General features: G+C 61.4%; 16 protein-coding genes. 12 read left to right on the forward strand and 4 right to left on the reverse strand.

Annotated features, from left to right (window positions below; translation table 11 throughout):
* The first annotated feature begins 115 nt into the window (after positions 1-115).
* From FUU19_RS00920 to ghrB, 8 genes are all read left to right on the forward strand, one after another.
* Positions 116-682 carry a DNA-3-methyladenine glycosylase I gene (locus tag FUU19_RS00920; RefSeq protein WP_230489520.1) on the forward strand — a complete coding sequence of 189 codons (567 nt, stop codon included), beginning with the start codon at positions 116-118 and terminating at the stop codon, positions 680-682.
* A complete protein-coding gene (locus FUU19_RS00925; protein WP_141973061.1) occupies positions 679-1,131 on the forward strand; it encodes an N-acetyltransferase in 453 nt (150 codons plus the stop codon). Before FUU19_RS00920 ends, FUU19_RS00925 begins: the two co-directional genes overlap by 4 nt.
* A gap of 248 nt (positions 1,132-1,379) precedes the next feature.
* Complete coding sequence (locus FUU19_RS00930) at positions 1,380-2,042, forward strand: OmpA family lipoprotein (RefSeq protein ID WP_141971823.1); 663 nt, start codon at positions 1,380-1,382, stop codon at positions 2,040-2,042.
* 124 nt (positions 2,043-2,166) lie between these two features.
* Positions 2,167-3,201 carry a LacI family DNA-binding transcriptional regulator gene (locus FUU19_RS00935; RefSeq protein ID WP_016929584.1) on the forward strand — a complete coding sequence of 345 codons (1,035 nt, stop codon included), beginning with the start codon at positions 2,167-2,169 and terminating at the stop codon, positions 3,199-3,201.
* Positions 3,202-3,367: 166 nt separating this feature from the next.
* Positions 3,368-4,120: a sugar phosphate isomerase/epimerase family protein gene (locus tag FUU19_RS00940; protein WP_230489521.1), complete on the forward strand. Its 753-nt coding sequence runs from the start codon at positions 3,368-3,370 to the stop codon at positions 4,118-4,120.
* A 7-nt stretch (positions 4,121-4,127) separates the two neighbouring features.
* Positions 4,128-5,093: a sugar kinase gene (locus FUU19_RS00945; RefSeq protein WP_230489537.1), complete on the forward strand. Its 966-nt coding sequence runs from the start codon at positions 4,128-4,130 to the stop codon at positions 5,091-5,093.
* Between the two features lie 139 nt (positions 5,094-5,232).
* Complete coding sequence (locus tag FUU19_RS00950) at positions 5,233-6,501, forward strand: MFS transporter (RefSeq protein ID WP_004933942.1); 1,269 nt, start codon at positions 5,233-5,235, stop codon at positions 6,499-6,501.
* Positions 6,502-6,574: 73 nt separating this feature from the next.
* The gene (gene ghrB / locus FUU19_RS00955) at positions 6,575-7,552 is read left to right on the forward strand and encodes a glyoxylate/hydroxypyruvate reductase GhrB (protein WP_141971828.1); all 978 of its coding nucleotides are present in this window, start codon (positions 6,575-6,577) and stop codon (positions 7,550-7,552) included.
* A gap of 1 nt (position 7,553) precedes the next feature.
* On the opposite strand, the gene FUU19_RS00960 is transcribed toward ghrB, so the two are convergent.
* Positions 7,554-7,706 (reverse strand): hypothetical protein, encoded by a 153-nt coding sequence (locus FUU19_RS00960; RefSeq protein WP_162837931.1) that lies wholly within the window; start codon positions 7,704-7,706, stop codon positions 7,554-7,556.
* A 195-nt stretch (positions 7,707-7,901) separates the two neighbouring features.
* On the opposite strand from FUU19_RS00960, the gene FUU19_RS00965 reads away from it, so the two are divergent.
* The 4 genes from FUU19_RS00965 to FUU19_RS00980 all read left to right on the forward strand — a co-directional run bounded on the left by FUU19_RS00965 (position 7,902) and on the right by FUU19_RS00980 (position 12,029).
* Positions 7,902-9,965: an alpha-amylase gene (locus FUU19_RS00965; protein ID WP_230489522.1), complete on the forward strand. Its 2,064-nt coding sequence runs from the start codon at positions 7,902-7,904 to the stop codon at positions 9,963-9,965.
* A gap of 135 nt (positions 9,966-10,100) precedes the next feature.
* Complete coding sequence (locus FUU19_RS00970) at positions 10,101-11,351, forward strand: valine--pyruvate transaminase (protein WP_004933935.1); 1,251 nt, start codon at positions 10,101-10,103, stop codon at positions 11,349-11,351.
* Positions 11,352-11,427: 76 nt separating this feature from the next.
* Positions 11,428-11,649: a ribbon-helix-helix domain-containing protein gene (locus FUU19_RS00975; RefSeq protein WP_230489523.1), complete on the forward strand. Its 222-nt coding sequence runs from the start codon at positions 11,428-11,430 to the stop codon at positions 11,647-11,649.
* Positions 11,649-12,029 carry a type II toxin-antitoxin system VapC family toxin gene (locus FUU19_RS00980; protein ID WP_033636540.1) on the forward strand — a complete coding sequence of 127 codons (381 nt, stop codon included), beginning with the start codon at positions 11,649-11,651 and terminating at the stop codon, positions 12,027-12,029. The genes FUU19_RS00975 and FUU19_RS00980 overlap by 1 nt, the downstream gene beginning before the upstream one ends.
* A 10-nt stretch (positions 12,030-12,039) precedes the next feature.
* On the opposite strand, the gene FUU19_RS00985 is transcribed toward FUU19_RS00980, so the two are convergent.
* The 3 genes from FUU19_RS00985 to ibpA all read right to left on the reverse strand — a co-directional run bounded on the left by FUU19_RS00985 (position 12,040) and on the right by ibpA (position 14,808).
* The gene (locus FUU19_RS00985) at positions 12,040-13,698 is read right to left on the reverse strand and encodes a putative transporter (protein ID WP_049295020.1); all 1,659 of its coding nucleotides are present in this window, start codon (positions 13,696-13,698) and stop codon (positions 12,040-12,042) included.
* A gap of 167 nt (positions 13,699-13,865) precedes the next feature.
* Positions 13,866-14,294 (reverse strand): small heat shock chaperone IbpB, encoded by a 429-nt coding sequence (gene ibpB, locus FUU19_RS00990; protein WP_004933922.1) that lies wholly within the window; start codon positions 14,292-14,294, stop codon positions 13,866-13,868.
* A 100-nt stretch (positions 14,295-14,394) separates the two neighbouring features.
* Entirely contained in the window at positions 14,395-14,808 is a 414-nt protein-coding gene (gene ibpA, locus FUU19_RS00995; protein WP_004933919.1) for a small heat shock chaperone IbpA, read from the reverse strand.
* Positions 14,809-14,934 lie beyond the last annotated feature (126 nt).

Consider the following 14,934-nt stretch of genomic DNA (forward strand, 5'->3'; position numbering starts at 1 on the left):
TTGTCGGCTTTTTCGTCACGTCAAGCGGGCTGATGACAAAACAATCAGAGGCTTGCCAAGTTCGGCGCTTCGAGCGATGATTACTGTTCATAAACACAGCATAAGGACAGTCAGGATGGCAGACGAACGTTGCGGTTGGGTGACGGCCGATCCGTTGTATCTCGAGTATCACGACAAGGAATGGGGCGCGCCCACCACCGACGCGCGCGAGCTGTTTGAAATGCTGTGCCTGGAGGGGCAACAGGCCGGCCTTTCCTGGATCACCGTTCTGAAAAAGCGCGAGAACTACCGTCGCGCTTTCCACGATTTCGATCCGCAGCGGGTCGCCGCCATGACCGAGCAGGACGTGGAAAACCTGCTGCAGGACAGCGGCATCATCCGCCACCGCGGCAAAATAGAAGCCATCATCACCAACGCCAAAGCCTACCTGGCGATGGAGGCGGCCGGCGAGAATTTCGTTACCTTCATTTGGGACTTCGTCGGCGGCCGGCCACAGCTCAACCGCTGGCAGGCGCTGAGCCAGGTGCCAGCCAAAACCGAGCAGTCCGACGCCATGTCCAAAGCGCTGAAAAAGCGCGGCTTCAAGTTTATCGGCTCCACTATCTGTTACGCCTTCATGCAGGCCAGCGGGCTGGTGAACGATCATCTCACGGGGTGCATGTGCTACCCAAAGCCACGGTGATCCACCCCTGTGGCCCGGAGGATATCGAACGGCTGATGGCGCTGTGGCTGCCCAGCACCATCGCTGCCCATCCGTTCGTGGCGGAAAAATACTGGCGTGAGAGCGCCGCGCTGGTGCGGGAGAACTACCTGCCGCGCGCGCAAAGCTGGGCCTGCTGGCATAACGACGAGATCGTCGGCTTTATCAGCGTGCTGGACGAGCAGTTCATCGGCGCGCTGTTTGTCGATCGGGCATTTCACGGCCGCGGCGTCGCCCAGGCGCTGATGACGCACGTGCAGCAGCGCTACCGCCGGCTCAGCCTGGAGGTGTACCAACAGAACCTGCGCGCCTGCGCGTTCTACCACAAGCACGGCTTTCAGATAACGCAGCGCCTGTTCAATGATGAAACCCAGGCCTATACGCTGATCATGAACTGGCCGGCAATCGAAAATTCAAACGGTTACGGTTAAAAAAGGGGCATTCGCACCCTCGCGGCGCGCAATTAGGAATCCGCTGCATGGCGTCACCCGGCGTTTTGTCGCATAACTCCCCCCAGCACTTCCCCGCGCTCATCATTTGTCACGTTTTTCTCCGGAACTGCCGGCGAGTCAACGCGTCATAGTAGCGCGGTGATGCGGGCCCCACCTGCGTCGCCTATTTTTTGCGCCCCCGTTTTGGGCAGGCACGTACAGATGTTGATGCCATTAAGGACAAGAACATGAAAAAACGCATTGCAATTATTGCCGGTGCCGTGAGCGTAGCGCTCACGCTGTCGGCCTGTACCACTAACCCATACACCGGCGAATCCGAAGTCGGCAAATCCGGCATCGGCGCAGGCCTCGGGGCCGCACTGGGCGCCGGCGTCGGCGTGCTGTCCTCTTCCAAGAAAGATCGCGGCAAGGGCGCGCTGATCGGCGCGGCGGCCGGTGCGGCACTGGGCGGCGGCGCAGGTTATTACATGGACGTGCAGGAAGCCAAACTGCGCGACAAGATGAAAGGCACCGGCGTCAGCGTCACCCGCCAGGGCGACAACATCGTGCTGAACATGCCGAACAACGTGACCTTCGACAGCAGCAGCGCCACGCTGAAACCGGCGGGCGCCAACACCCTGACCGGCGTCGCCATGGTGCTGAAAGAGTATCCGAAAACCGCGGTCAACGTGGTCGGCTACACCGACAGCACCGGCTCCCGTTCGCTCAACATGAACCTGTCGCAGCAGCGCGCCGACGGCGTAGCCAGCGCGCTGATCACCCAAGGCGTGGCGGCGAACCGTATCCGCGCCACCGGTGCCGGTCCGGACAACCCGATCGCCTCCAACAGCACCGCGGACGGCAAGGCGCAGAACCGCCGCGTGGAGATCACCCTCAGCCCGCTGCAGTAATTCCGTGCGGGGCGCCACCGGTGCCCCGCCGCTTCCTCCCGACTTTCTCCTTATCCTTCAACATTCCCGCTCGCACATCGGGTATGGTAGTCTCCTTGGCAATTAACCGCAGGAGGGATCGGCTGTGAGCACAGGCAAGGCAACGCGCGCCTCAGGACGCGCCACCATCAGCGATGTGGCCAGCATCGCCAAAACCGGCAAGACCAGCGTGTCGCGCTATCTGAATGGTGAACAGCACCTGCTTTCCGACGATCTCAAACAGCGCATCGAACAGGCTATCCAGCAGCTCGACTACCGGCCAAGCCAGATGGCGCGCAGCCTGAAGGGCGGCCAGACCCGCCTGATCGGCCTGATCCTCGCCGATATCACCAACCCCTATTCGGTGGACGTGATGCGCGGCATCGAGGCCGCCTGCCGCCAACACGGCTTTACCCTGCTGGTGTGTAATACCAACAACGAAGTCAATCAGGAGCAGCACTACCTGCAGTTGCTCAGCAGTTACCGGGTGGAAGGCATCGTGGTCAACGCGGTCGGCATGCGCGAGGAAGCGTTATCCACGCTGCAACAGTCTATGCTGCCGATGGTGCTTATCGACCGAAAAATCCCCGACTTCGCCTGCGACGTGGTGGGCCTGAACAACCGCGAAGCCGCCACCGTCGCCACCGAACACCTGCTGCAACAAGGTTTCGAAGCGATCCTGTTCCTCAGCGAGCCGCTCGGTACGGTCAATACCCGTCTCGAACGCCTGCACGCTTTCAGACATACCATGGCGCAGCACCCCGCGCTGTTGGCGGAGCAGGCCGAAACGCCGCTCAACGATCGGCAGAAGCTGGAGCAGGTGCTGAGCGATTTCAGCGGCCGCCATCGCGGCATGCGCAAAGCGGTGATCTCCGCCAACGGCGCCCTGACGCTGCAGGTAGCGCGCGCCATGCGTCGGCTCGGCATCCAGTGGGGCAACGACATCGGCCTGCTGGGCTTTGACGAGCTGGAGTGGGCGGAGCTGGCGGGCGTCGGCATCACCACGCTGAAACAGCCTACCTACCAAATGGGGCACGCGGCGCTGGAGCGGCTGGTGCAGCGCATTCAGGGCCTGGCCGCCCCCAGCGGTGAGCAGATGTTCTCCGGCGAGCTGATCGTCCGCGGCTCCACCACCCGCTAACCCGCCTTTTCCGGGGCCGTTGACCGCCCCGCCCTCATCGGCTGTTTTTTGCTCAGCTTCGTGATTGCGATCATATTTTTACACTCTGTCGCTTTCTACTGGAACCGGTTCCATTTAACGTACCTGTAACAGCAGCGGCGGCGACAATGCCGCCTCAGGAGTCAAAATGAAACCAGAAATCATCGTGGTCACCGGCGCCTACGGCACCGAGACCGTCAAACAACACGGCGGCCAGCGCGCGCTGTTGCCCATCATCGCCGGCGCGGGCGCCGACGGGGTGGAGATCCGCCGCGAACTGTTCGCCGCCGGCGAACTGGACAGCCTGCCGGCGCTGGCGCAAGAGATCGATCGCCAGCAGCTGTTCGCAGTCTATTCCGCCCCTGAGGCACTGTTCACCCCGCAACATACGCTGAACCCTAACCTGCCGGCGCTGCTGGCGGAAGCGCAGGCGCTGAACGCGCGCCGGTTGAAGCTGTCCCTCGGCCATTTCCGCCCTGGCTTCGATTTTACCGAGCTGAAAGTGGCGCTGGAGCAGCACCCGGTCAAGCTGGTGGTCGAAAACGATCAGACGCCGGACTGTGGCATTTTGTCGATGCTGAACGCCTTTTTCCACGCCGCGGAAGATAGCCACCTGCCGGTCAGCATGACCTTCGATATGGCCAACTGGCTGTGGGTGGGGCAAGACGCCTTCGCCGCCGCCGAACGCCTGGCCCGCCACGTCGGTTACGTGCACGTCAAAGCCGCCACCCAAGGCCCGCGCGGCTGGCGCGCCGTCGCGCTGGACGATACCGACGGCAGCTGGCGCGATCTGCTGGCCCGCCTGCCGCACGATGCGCCGCGCGGTATCGAATTCCCGTTGCAGGGCGATGATCTGGAAGCCGTCACCCGCCATTACGTCAATATTTTGCGTGCGGAGTAACCCCATGATGACAACGTTAACGGCAACGACGGCGCAGCAGGCGCCCCTGGATGTGGTCACGCTGGGTGAAGCCATGGCGATGTTCGTGGCGGCGCAAACCGGCGATTTGGCGGAGGTCGAAACCTTCACCAAACGCATCGCCGGCGCCGAACTGAACGTGGCGATCGGCCTGGCGCGTCTGGGCATGAACGTCGGCTGGGTCAGCCGCGTCGGCAACGATTCGTTCGGCCGCTTCACCCTGCAGCAGCTGAAAAAAGAAGGCATCAATTACCGCCAGGTGACGGTCGACGGCCACTATCCGACCGGCTTTCAGGTGAAATCGAAAACCACCGATGGTACCGATCCCAGCGTGGAATACTTTCGCAAAGGCTCGGCGGCCAGCCACCTGTCGGTCGCCGATTTCAACCCTGAGTATTTCGGTTCCGCACGGCACCTGCACCTGAGCGGCGTGGCGGCAGCGCTGTCCAGCGAATCGCTGGCGCTGTGCCACCATGCGGCGCGCGAGATGCGCGCCATGGGCAAAACCATTTCGTTCGACCCCAATCTGCGCCCGGTGCTGTGGCCCAGCCGCGAGGTGATGATCGAACAGCTGAACCAGCTGGCGTTCGCCGCCGACTGGGTGCTACCGGGGCTGAAAGAGGGGCAAATCCTCACCGGCCAGTCGACGCCGGAAGGCATCGCCGATTTCTATCTGGAGCGCGGCGTGCAGGCGGTGATCATCAAAACCGGCCCGGACGGTGCCTGGTTTAAAACCGCCGCCGGCGACAAGGCGGCGGTGGCGGCGGTCAGGGTCGACAACGTGGTGGATACCGTCGGTGCCGGTGATGGCTTTGCCGTTGGCACCCTCAGTGCCCTGTTGGAAGGTAAAACGCTGATACAGGCGGTGCAGCGCGGCAATAAAATCGGCTCGCTGGCGATCCAGGCCATCGGCGACAGCGAAGGCCTGCCGACCCGTGCGGCATTGGCCGAATAACAATAAAAAAACGACTTCTCCGCATGACGTCAGCCTCTGGCCCTACAACCGGGACGCGTCGGGAGAGCATCTGCCCCTTCCTCTTTCACACCCAACGTGCCGGGCGAAGGGGATGCAACACCACTGAAGGATACTGAACATGAACAAAGCGACTGTCGCGGCCAAACGCTGGTGGTACATCATGCCCATCGTGTTTATCACCTACAGCCTGGCCTATCTCGATCGCGCCAACTTCAGCTTCGCCTCTGCCGCCGGCATCAATGAAGATCTCGGCATCACCAAAGGCATGGCCTCGCTGCTGGGCGCGCTGTTTTTCCTCGGTTATTTCTTCTTCCAAATTCCCGGCGCCATCTACGCCGAACGCCGCAGCGTCAAAAAACTGATCTTCTGGTGCCTGATCCTATGGGGCGGCTGCGCCTCGCTGACCGGCGTGGTCAGCAATATCCCGATGTTGGCCGCCATCCGCTTTATCCTGGGTGTGGTGGAAGCGGCGGTGATGCCGGCGATGCTGATCTACATCAGCAACTGGTTCACCAAATCGGAGCGGTCACGCGCCAATACCTTCCTGATCCTCGGCAACCCGGTGACGGTGCTGTGGATGTCGGTGGTGTCCGGCTACCTGATCCACGCCTTCGGCTGGCGTGAAATGTTCATCATCGAGGGCATTCCGGCGGTTATCTGGGCGTTCTGCTGGTGGGTGCTGGCGAAAGACAAACCGGCGCAGGCCGGCTGGCTGAGCGCCGATGAGAAACAGGCGCTGCAGCAGCAGCTGGACGAAGAGCAGAAAGGTATCAAGGCCGTGCGCAACTACGGCGAAGCCTTCCGCTCTCGCAACGTGATCCTGCTGTGCGTGCAGTACTTCGCCTGGAGCATCGGCGTGTACGGTTTCGTGCTGTGGCTGCCTTCCATCCTGCGCAGCGGCATGCAGATGGGCATGGTGGAAGCCGGCTGGCTGTCGGCGGTGCCTTACCTGGCGGCGACCATCGCCATGATCGTGGTCTCCTGGGCGTCGGACAAAATGCAAAACCGTAAGCTGTTCGTCTGGCCGCTGCTGCTGATCGGCGCGCTGGCGTTCTTCGGCTCTTACGCCGTCGGCACCAACCACTTCTGGATCTCCTACGGCCTGCTGGTGGTCGCCGGCGCCGCAATGTACGCCCCCTACGGGCCGTTCTTCGCCATCATTCCGGAAATGCTGCCGAAAAACGTCGCCGGGGGCGCCATGGCGCTGATCAACAGCATGGGCGCGCTGGGGTCGTTCTTCGGTTCGTGGTTCGTCGGCTATCTGAATGGCGCCACCGGCAGCCCGGCGGCCTCTTACATGTTCATGGCCATCGCACTGGTGGTGGCGGTGGTGCTGACGCTGATCGTCAAACCCGCCCGCAACGAGATCCAGCCGCAATTGGCTTGATCCGGTTATACTTTTTATCTGTTAACCCAACCGGGGGGGCGCCATGCCCCCTTTGGCCCAGCTGGAGTTCGTGATGAAGCCTTCTATCGTATTGTACAAAAGCCTGCCCGCCGATCTGCGTGAACGTCTGGAACAGCACTTCACCGTGCACGCCTTCAACGGCCTGCAGCCGGAGAACCGCGACGAACTGCGCCAGGCGCTGCAGCAGGCCGAAGGGATCATCGGTTCCGGCGGTAAAATTGACGAAGCCTTCCTGCAGCAGGCGCCCAAACTGCGCGCGGCCTCGACCGTTTCCGTCGGCTACGACAACTTCGACGTCGAGGCGCTCAACGCCCATAACGTGCTGCTGATGCACACCCCGACGGTGCTGACCGAAACCGTCGCCGACACCATCATGAGCCTGGTGCTGGCGACCGCGCGCCGGGTGGTGGAAGTGGCGGAGCGGGTGAAGGCCGGCGAATGGCGCGGCAGCATCGGGCCGGACTGGTTCGGCGTCGACGTGCACCATAAAACCATCGGTATCCTCGGCATGGGCCGCATCGGCCTGGCGCTGGCGCAGCGCGCGCATTTCGGCTTCGGCATGCCGGTGCTGTACAACGCCCGCCGCACGCATGAAGAGGCGGAACAGCGCTTCAACGCGCGCCGCTGCGATCTGGACACCCTGCTGGCCGAGTCGGATTTCGTTTGCATCACGCTGCCGCTGACCGAACAAACCTTCCACATGATCGGCCGCGAACAGCTGGCGAAAATGAAGAAAAGCGGCATTCTGATCAACGCCGGCCGCGGGCCGGTGGTGGATGAGCAGGCGCTGATCGAAGCGCTGCAAAACGGCGAGATCCACGCCGCCGGATTGGATGTGTTCGAGAAAGAGCCGCTGCCGGCCAACTCGCCGCTGCTCAGCATGCCGAACGTGGTGGCGTTGCCGCACATCGGCTCCGCCACCCATGAAACGCGCTACGGCATGGCCGCCTGCGCGGTGGATAATTTGATCGCCGCGTTGACCGGCACGGTGAAAGAAAACTGCGTCAATCCGCAGCTGTTGCGGAAATAACTCAGCGCGGCCGGTGGTCTGAGGATAACCGGCCGTGTTGCTCTTCCTGCTGCGGCGCGAACAGCGCCTGCAGCTGATGTTCTTCGGCGAAGTGCTGCAATTCGGCATCCTGAATTGCCTGAACGATCTCTTCTCGCCAGTTTTTGTCCGTCATCGCTAACCTCCTTTGATGTTCATCGTTTAATCTGCCGCAGCGCGCGCGCAAAGCCAAGCCGAATCAATCCGAAAACGCTCCACCCTTCCTCTCCTCCTCGAAAAACCCCCGCAGGGAGGAGGCCATTTTTCCACCGTTTGCCACACTGGGCGCTACCCTGCGAAAAAACGCTTCCTGCCGCGCGTAAGGAGAGCCATGAAACTGTTACCCCTGCCCTTGTTGATGCTGCTGTCGCCTTCGGCGCTGGCCGGCTGGACGCTGCCGGGCTTCCCGGCCTTCGACGAAACGGCCGCCGGGCTGTTCACCAGCCAGGCCGCGCTGCCCAAAGGCCAGCTGCCGCTGCGGCTGTATCAGGATAACCACTGCTGGCAGCCAGCCGAGGCGGTGAAGCTTAACCAGACGCTGTCGCTGCAACCCTGCGGCGCCCACCCGCCGGTCAGCTGGCGGCAGTTCCGCGCCGGCGACTATCAGGTGCGCATCGACACGCGCAGCGGCACGCCGACGCTGCAGCTCAGCCTGAGCAGCGCGCCGGAAAGCGCCGCCGTTGCCGTTCGCAGCTGCCTGCGCTGGGACGGCAAGCCGGTCACAGTCGACGTCGCCCCCACCTTCGCCGAAGGCGAAACGCTGCGCGATTTCTATTCCGGCCAAACGGCGCAGGTGAGCCAGGGAAAAATCACGCTGCAGCCCGCCGCCGCCAGCGGCGGCCTGTTGCTGCTGGAATCCGCCGCCACGGCGAAACCGGCGGCGTTCAGCTGGCATAACGCCACGGTCTACTTCGTGCTGACCGATCGCTTTGAGAACGGCAACCCGGCCAATGACCACAGCTACGGGCGCCGCAGCGACGGCCTGCAGGAAATAGGCACCTTTCACGGCGGCGATCTGGCCGGTCTGACGCAGAAGCTGGACTATCTGCAGCAGCTCGGCGTCAACGCCTTGTGGATCAGCTCGCCGCTGGAGCAGATCCACGGCTGGGTCGGCGGCGGCACCAAAGGCGATTTCCCGCATTACGCCTATCACGGCTATTACGCGCTGGACTGGACTCGCCTCGACGCCAACATGGGCACCGAACAAGAGCTGCGCACGCTGGTCGAGCAGGCGCATCGGCGCGGCATTCGCATTCTGTTCGACGTGGTGGTGAACCACGTCGGCTACGCCACACTGGCGGATATGCAGACGTTCCACTTCGGCTCGCTGTACCTGCAGGGCGCGGAGGTGGAGAAAACCCTGGGGAAAAACTGGAACGACTGGCGCCCCGGGCCAGGGCAAAACTGGCACAGCTTCAACGACTACATCAACTTCAGCGACAAGGCGGGCTGGCGCCCATGGTGGGGGAAAAACTGGATCCGCACCGACATCGGCGACTATGACTCACCGGGCTATGACGACCTGACGATGTCGCTGGCCTTCCTGCCGGACATCAAAACCGAAGCGCCCGGCGCCAGCGGCCTGCCGCTGTTCTATCGCCACAAACCCGACACCGCCGCGCGCGACATGCCCGGCGCCACCACTCGCGATTACCTGACCGTCTGGCTCAGCCAGTGGGTGCGCGATTACGGCATCGACGGTTTTCGCGTCGATACCGCCAAGCACGTGGAAAAACCAACGCTGGCGCTGTTGAAACAGCGCGCCACGGCGGCATTGGCGGCGTGGAAAGCGGAGCATCCGCAGCAGGCGTTGGATGATGCGCCGTTTTGGATGACTGGCGAGGCCTGGGGCCACGGGGTGATGAAAAGCGACTATTACCAAAACGGCTTCGACGCGATGATCAACTTCGATTTCCAGGACCAAGCGTCGCAGGCATTGGGCTGCTTCGCCGACATCGATGCCACCTACCGGCAGATGGCCGAGCGGCTGCAGGATTTCAACGTGCTGAGCTACCTCTCTTCGCACGACACCCGGCTGTTCTTCGCCAGCGACGCCAAAGGCTCGCTGCCTCGCCAACAGCGGGCTGCGAACCTGCTGTTGCTGGCGCCGGGCGCGGTGCAGATTTACTACGGCGATGAAAGCGGCCGCCCGCTCGGCCCAACCGGTTCCGATCCGCTGCAGGGTACCCGCTCCGACATGAACTGGCGTGAGCTACAGGGGGAAAAAGCCCCGCTGCTGGCCCACTGGCAACGGTTGGGGCAGTTCCGCGCTCGCCACCCGGCGATCGGCGGCGGCGTGCAAACCCCGCAGGCGCACGCCGCCTATTACGCCTTCAGCCGCCGGCTCGGCGACGATAAGGTGATGGTGGTGTGGGCCGGCGAACGGTCACAATAATCCAGCGTAATATGCTGCTAATCGTCCAATGAGCGAAGTTTGTGCCCATTGGCCGATTTGTCGGCCGCATTGCAGCAGGATTTGTCTGGCGGTATGGTGGGTGATTACCTGCTAAGAAACAGTACTGCTGCACCTATGACTTTCTCACTTTTCGGCGAAAAATTTACCCGTTATGCGGGCATTACCCGTTTGATGGACGACCTGAACGAAGGCCTGCGCACCCCCGGTGCCATCATGCTCGGCGGCGGCAATCCGGCGCAGATCCCAGAGATGGAAGCCTACTTCAAACAGCTGTGCCAGGAGATGCTCGATCAGGGCAAACTGACCGAGGCGCTGTGCAACTACGACGGCCCGCAAGGCAAGGACGCGCTGCTGAAAGCGCTGGCCAATCTGCTGCGCGACGAGCTCGGCTGGGAGATTTCGCCACAGAATATTGCACTGACTAACGGCAGCCAAAGCGCGTTTTTCTACTTGTTCAACCTGTTCGCCGGCCGCTACGCCGACGGTTCGCGCCGCCGCGTGCTGTTCCCGCTGGCGCCGGAATATATCGGCTATGCCGACGCCGGGCTGGACGAAGGGCTGTTCGTCTCCGCCAAACCGAATATCGAGCTGCTGCCGGACGGCCAGTTCAAATATCACGTTGATTTCGAACACCTCACCATCGGCGACGACATCGGCATGATCTGCGTTTCACGGCCGACCAACCCGACCGGCAACGTGATCACCGACGAAGAGCTGATGAAGCTCGACCTGCTGGCGCAGCAGCGCGATATTCCGCTGGTGATCGACAACGCCTACGGCGTGCCGTTCCCCGGCATCATCTTCAGCGACGCCACGCCGCTGTGGAACCCGAACACCATCCTGTGCATGAGCCTGTCCAAGCTCGGCCTGCCGGGCTCGCGCTGCGGCATCGTGATCGCCGACGAGAAGGTGATCACCGCGCTAACCAACATGAACGGCATCATCAGCCTGTCGCCAGGCAGCATGGGGCCGGCGATGGCGACGGAAATGATCGCGCGCGGCGATCTGCTGCGCCTGTCGAACGAGGTCATTCGCCCGTTCTACAAACAGCGCGTTGAGCACACCATCGAGATTATTCGCCGCTACCTGTCGCCGGAGCGCTGCCTGATCCACAAACCGGAAGGGGCTATCTTCCTCTGGCTGTGGTTCAAGGATCTGCCGATCACCACCGAAGTGCTGTATCAGCGCCTGAAAAAGCGCGGCGTGCTGATGGTGCCGGGCCACTACTTCTTCCCGGGGCTGGAGCACGACTGGCCGCACACCCACCAGTGCATGCGCATGAACTACGTGCCCGATCCGGAGAAAATCGAGCGCGGCGTGGCGATCCTGGCGGAAGAGATCGAGCGCGCGCATCAGGAAGGCTAACGCCAGCTGATTGAAAATCGACCGATAAAGATATACGATGCATATATCGTATATCTTTTTTTTTGGAGGGCTAGCGATGACTCGCATCGTGATCGATTTACCTGAAGAAGACCTGCGGCAGCTCGACAATCTGAAAAATATCCGCCACGTTCCCCGGGCCGAAATCATCCGTCAGGCCGTCTCCCGTTATCTGACGGAGAACCACGTTGAAGATCCCAGCAATGCTTTCGGGCTCTGGTCCGAGGCGATGGGCGATGGCGTAGACTACGAAAATCGTCAGCGCGAGGAGTGGGAATGATGGTGGCTCAACGGGCGTTATTCGACACCAATATCCTGATCGATTATCTCAACGGCATTCCTCAAGCCAAAGACGTTCTGACCGAATACCACATCAACCCGGCTATTAGCGCCATCACCTGGATGGAAGTGATGGTGGGTGCCAAAAAACAGGGGCCGGCGCTGGAGCTGAAAACGCGCCAGTTTTTAGGGCAATTCCTGCTGCTGCCTATTACCGATGAAGTTGCCGAACGCGCCGTAGAACTGCGCCACTCACAGCATGTGAAGCTGCCGGACGCCATTATCTGGGCCACCGCGCAGGTGGGGTTCCGGACGCTCATCTCCCGCAACCCCAAAGATTTTGGCACTGACAACGGCGTGTTAATGCCTTACCGGCTGTAGTCGGACAGCGCTACAGCGTCCAGAACAGCACCGCCAGCAGCTGCGGCGACATGATGCGCAGGAACATCGCCAACGGATACACGGTGGCGTAAGACAGCGCGGCGGCGCCGCTGGTGGGATGCAGACCGTTGGCGAAGGCCAGCGCCGGCGGATCGGTCATCGATCCCGCCAGCATACCGGACAGCGTCAGGTAGTTCATCTTGCCCACCGTGCGTGCCAGAATACCGACGCTCAGCAGCGGAATAGCGGTGATCAATGCGCCATAACCAATCCACGTCAGCCCTTCGCCGTGCAGCAACGTATCGATAAAGTTGCCGCCCGACTTCAATCCGACCACCGCCAGAAACAGCACGATGCCCAGCTCGCGCAGCGCCAGGTTGGCGCTCGGCGGCATAAACCAATACAGCTTGCCGATGCTGCCGATGCGCCCCAGGATCAGCGCCGCCACCAGCGGCCCGCCGGCCAGCCCCAGCCGCAATGCCGCCGGGAAGCCGGGCACGAACAGCGGAATGGAGCCGAGCAGCACCCCGAGGCCGATGCCGATAAAGACCGGCAGCATCTGCACCTGCTGCAGTTTTTGTTGGGCGTTGCCGACGATTGCCGTCACCGCGTCGATGGCCTCCGGCCGGCCGACCAGGTTGAGAATGTCGCCGAACTGCAGCGTCACGTTGCTGCCGGCCACCAGCTCCACGCCGGCGCGGTTGAGGCGTGAAATCACCACGTCATACTTCTGCTTCAAATTCAGCTCGCGGATTTTCTTGCCCAGCACCTGCTCGTTGGTCACCACCGCCCTCACCACCTGCAGCGCGGTGCCGCGCGTCGACAGCGAGGCGTCCACCTCTTCGCCGATCACCAGCCGGGCATTTTCCAGATCTTCCCGTTTGCCCACCAGGTGCAGGTAGTCGCCAAGCTCCAGCCGTTCGTGGGGCGCCGGCACCATCAGCAGCTCCCCGCGTTTGAGGCGCGAACAGACGATCGCTTCACCGTTGAGCAGCGGTACGCTTTTGATCGCCATGCCCTGCAGGTTGGGGTTACGCACCGCCACGTTCATGGCGTGCAGCAGCTCGCGCTGATTGCCCAGGCCGTTTTCAAACGCCTGCGCCTCGCGATCGATGTTGATGCGGAAAAACAGCCGAATCAGCCACATCACCAGCAGGATGCCGCAAATGCCGAACGGATAGGCCATGGCATAACCCATCCCCATGCCGTCCACCAACGCCGGATCGGAACCGAGATCGGTCAGGATTTGCTGACCGGCGCCCAACGCCGGGGTGTTGGTGACCGCGCCGGAGAACACGCCGAGGATGATCGGCAGCGGCACGTCGAACAGCTTGTGCACCGCCGCCGCCACGACACCGCCGGTCAGCACCAGCAGCACCGCGAAGGCATTGAGGCGCAGACCGGAGACGCGCAGCGAAGAGAAGAAACCGGGGCCGACCTGGATGCCGATGGTGTAGACGAACAGGATCAGGCCAAACTCCTGGATAAAGTGCAGCATGTCCCCGTTCAGGCTGATTTGCCCGCTCTGGGCAAAGTGCCCGACCAGGATACCGCCGAACAGCACGCCGCCGATGCCCAGCCCGACGCCGTACAGCTTCCAGTTCCCCATCCACAGCCCAATGACGGCCGCCAGCGCCAACATGCTGACGGTCAGGGCGATATCGCTCATAGGTCACTTCCTTGCCAAAGTTGAATCGGGAATTTGCGGACAAAGACACACAGTTAACAAGGATTATGACATCGGACCGTCGGGGGGACTGTGGCGTGCGCCACATAACGCAACGGGGGAGACCCGTCTGGATCTCCCCCGAATGATGATGACCGTTTTTCAGTCGGTTATTTCGCTTCCAGCTCCGGCGTCGCACCGATGGCGATGCGCTGAGGCTGCAAGGCTTCCGGCACCTGACGCACCAGATCGATGTGCAACAGGCCGTTTTCAAATTTGGCCTCGGACACCTGCAGATGCTCCGCCAGGGTGAAGGTCAACTGAAACTCTTTGCACACCAGGCCCTGGTGCAGGTATTCGACCTGTTTTTCCGGCGGCGTGGGTTTACCGCTGACGGTCAGCCGCGGCCCTTCCACTTCGATATTCAGTTCGCTCTGCCGGAAACCGGCCAGCGCCAGAGAAATGCGGTAATGATTGTCATCACTTTTCTCGATGTTATACGGCGGGAACCCCTGAGGTTCCTGGCCGCCCATTGAACTGGCCAATTTATCAAAACCAATCCATTGACGCAGAAGCGGGGATAAATCGTAATTACGCATAGGAACAACTCCTTTCATTAAGCGAGATGTGTTTATTCAGCCCCCTGACGGCAGGCTAGGTATTATTTACCGGCAGCGTACCTGCCGGAAAAACAGAAATTTATTTAATTTCGATGCGGCGCGGTTTTAATGTTTCCGGCACGATGCGTTGCATGTCGATATACAACAGGCCATTCTCCAGTTTGGCACCTTTAATTTGGATATGTTCGGCCAGCTGGAATTTACGCTCGAAATTACGCTCGGCGATGCCCTGATATAAGTAGGTTTTTTCTGCCGGTTCGTTATTGTGCGCACCGCGAACAATCAGCAGATTATCTTGCGTGGTGATCTCCAGCTCCTGCTCGGCAAACCCGGCTACCGCAATGGCGATGCGATAATGATTTTCGTCCACCAGCTCGACATTATAAGGGGGATAGCCGCCGTTACCCTGACTCTGGCCGGCCTCCAGCGCGTTGAACAGGCGATCGAAACCAATGGCGGAACGGTATAGCGGGGAAAGATCAAAATTACGCATAAAACAGCCTCCTAAGGCACTTCAGCGAGGTTGAAATAAATACGCCTTCCACTCTGGACAGGCTAATTAAGCCAGAATTCCCTTACGGCAAATTCTCAATCCGGCTCTGATGATAAAATGGGGGTT

The sequence above is a fragment of the Serratia montpellierensis genome (assembly GCF_020858655.1).
Classification (GTDB): Bacteria; Pseudomonadota; Gammaproteobacteria; order Enterobacterales; family Enterobacteriaceae; genus Serratia; species Serratia montpellierensis.

What these genes read in the sequence shown, in the direction of transcription:
- FUU19_RS00930 (WP_141971823.1), top strand. Translation starts at nt 1,380, where the DNA reads ATGAAAAAACGCATTGCAATTATTGCCGGTGCCGTGAGCGTAGCGCTC.
- FUU19_RS00965 (WP_230489522.1), top strand. Translation starts at nt 7,902, where the DNA reads ATGAAACTGTTACCCCTGCCCTTGTTGATGCTGCTGTCGCCTTCGGCG.
- ibpB (WP_004933922.1), bottom strand. Translation starts at nt 14,294, where the DNA reads ATGCGTAATTACGATTTATCCCCGCTTCTGCGTCAATGGATTGGTTTT.
- FUU19_RS00960 (WP_162837931.1), bottom strand. Translation starts at nt 7,706, where the DNA reads ATGACGGACAAAAACTGGCGAGAAGAGATCGTTCAGGCAATTCAGGAT.
- FUU19_RS00970 (WP_004933935.1), top strand. Translation starts at nt 10,101, where the DNA reads ATGACTTTCTCACTTTTCGGCGAAAAATTTACCCGTTATGCGGGCATT.
- FUU19_RS00985 (WP_049295020.1), bottom strand. Translation starts at nt 13,698, where the DNA reads ATGAGCGATATCGCCCTGACCGTCAGCATGTTGGCGCTGGCGGCCGTC.
- FUU19_RS00940 (WP_230489521.1), top strand. Translation starts at nt 3,368, where the DNA reads ATGAAACCAGAAATCATCGTGGTCACCGGCGCCTACGGCACCGAGACC.
- FUU19_RS00975 (WP_230489523.1), top strand. Translation starts at nt 11,428, where the DNA reads ATGACTCGCATCGTGATCGATTTACCTGAAGAAGACCTGCGGCAGCTC.
- FUU19_RS00950 (WP_004933942.1), top strand. Translation starts at nt 5,233, where the DNA reads ATGAACAAAGCGACTGTCGCGGCCAAACGCTGGTGGTACATCATGCCC.
- ibpA (WP_004933919.1), bottom strand. Translation starts at nt 14,808, where the DNA reads ATGCGTAATTTTGATCTTTCCCCGCTATACCGTTCCGCCATTGGTTTC.
- FUU19_RS00980 (WP_033636540.1), top strand. Translation starts at nt 11,649, where the DNA reads ATGGTGGCTCAACGGGCGTTATTCGACACCAATATCCTGATCGATTAT.
- FUU19_RS00945 (WP_230489537.1), top strand. Translation starts at nt 4,128, where the DNA reads ATGACAACGTTAACGGCAACGACGGCGCAGCAGGCGCCCCTGGATGTG.
- FUU19_RS00920 (WP_230489520.1), top strand. Translation starts at nt 116, where the DNA reads ATGGCAGACGAACGTTGCGGTTGGGTGACGGCCGATCCGTTGTATCTC.
- ghrB (WP_141971828.1), top strand. Translation starts at nt 6,575, where the DNA reads ATGAAGCCTTCTATCGTATTGTACAAAAGCCTGCCCGCCGATCTGCGT.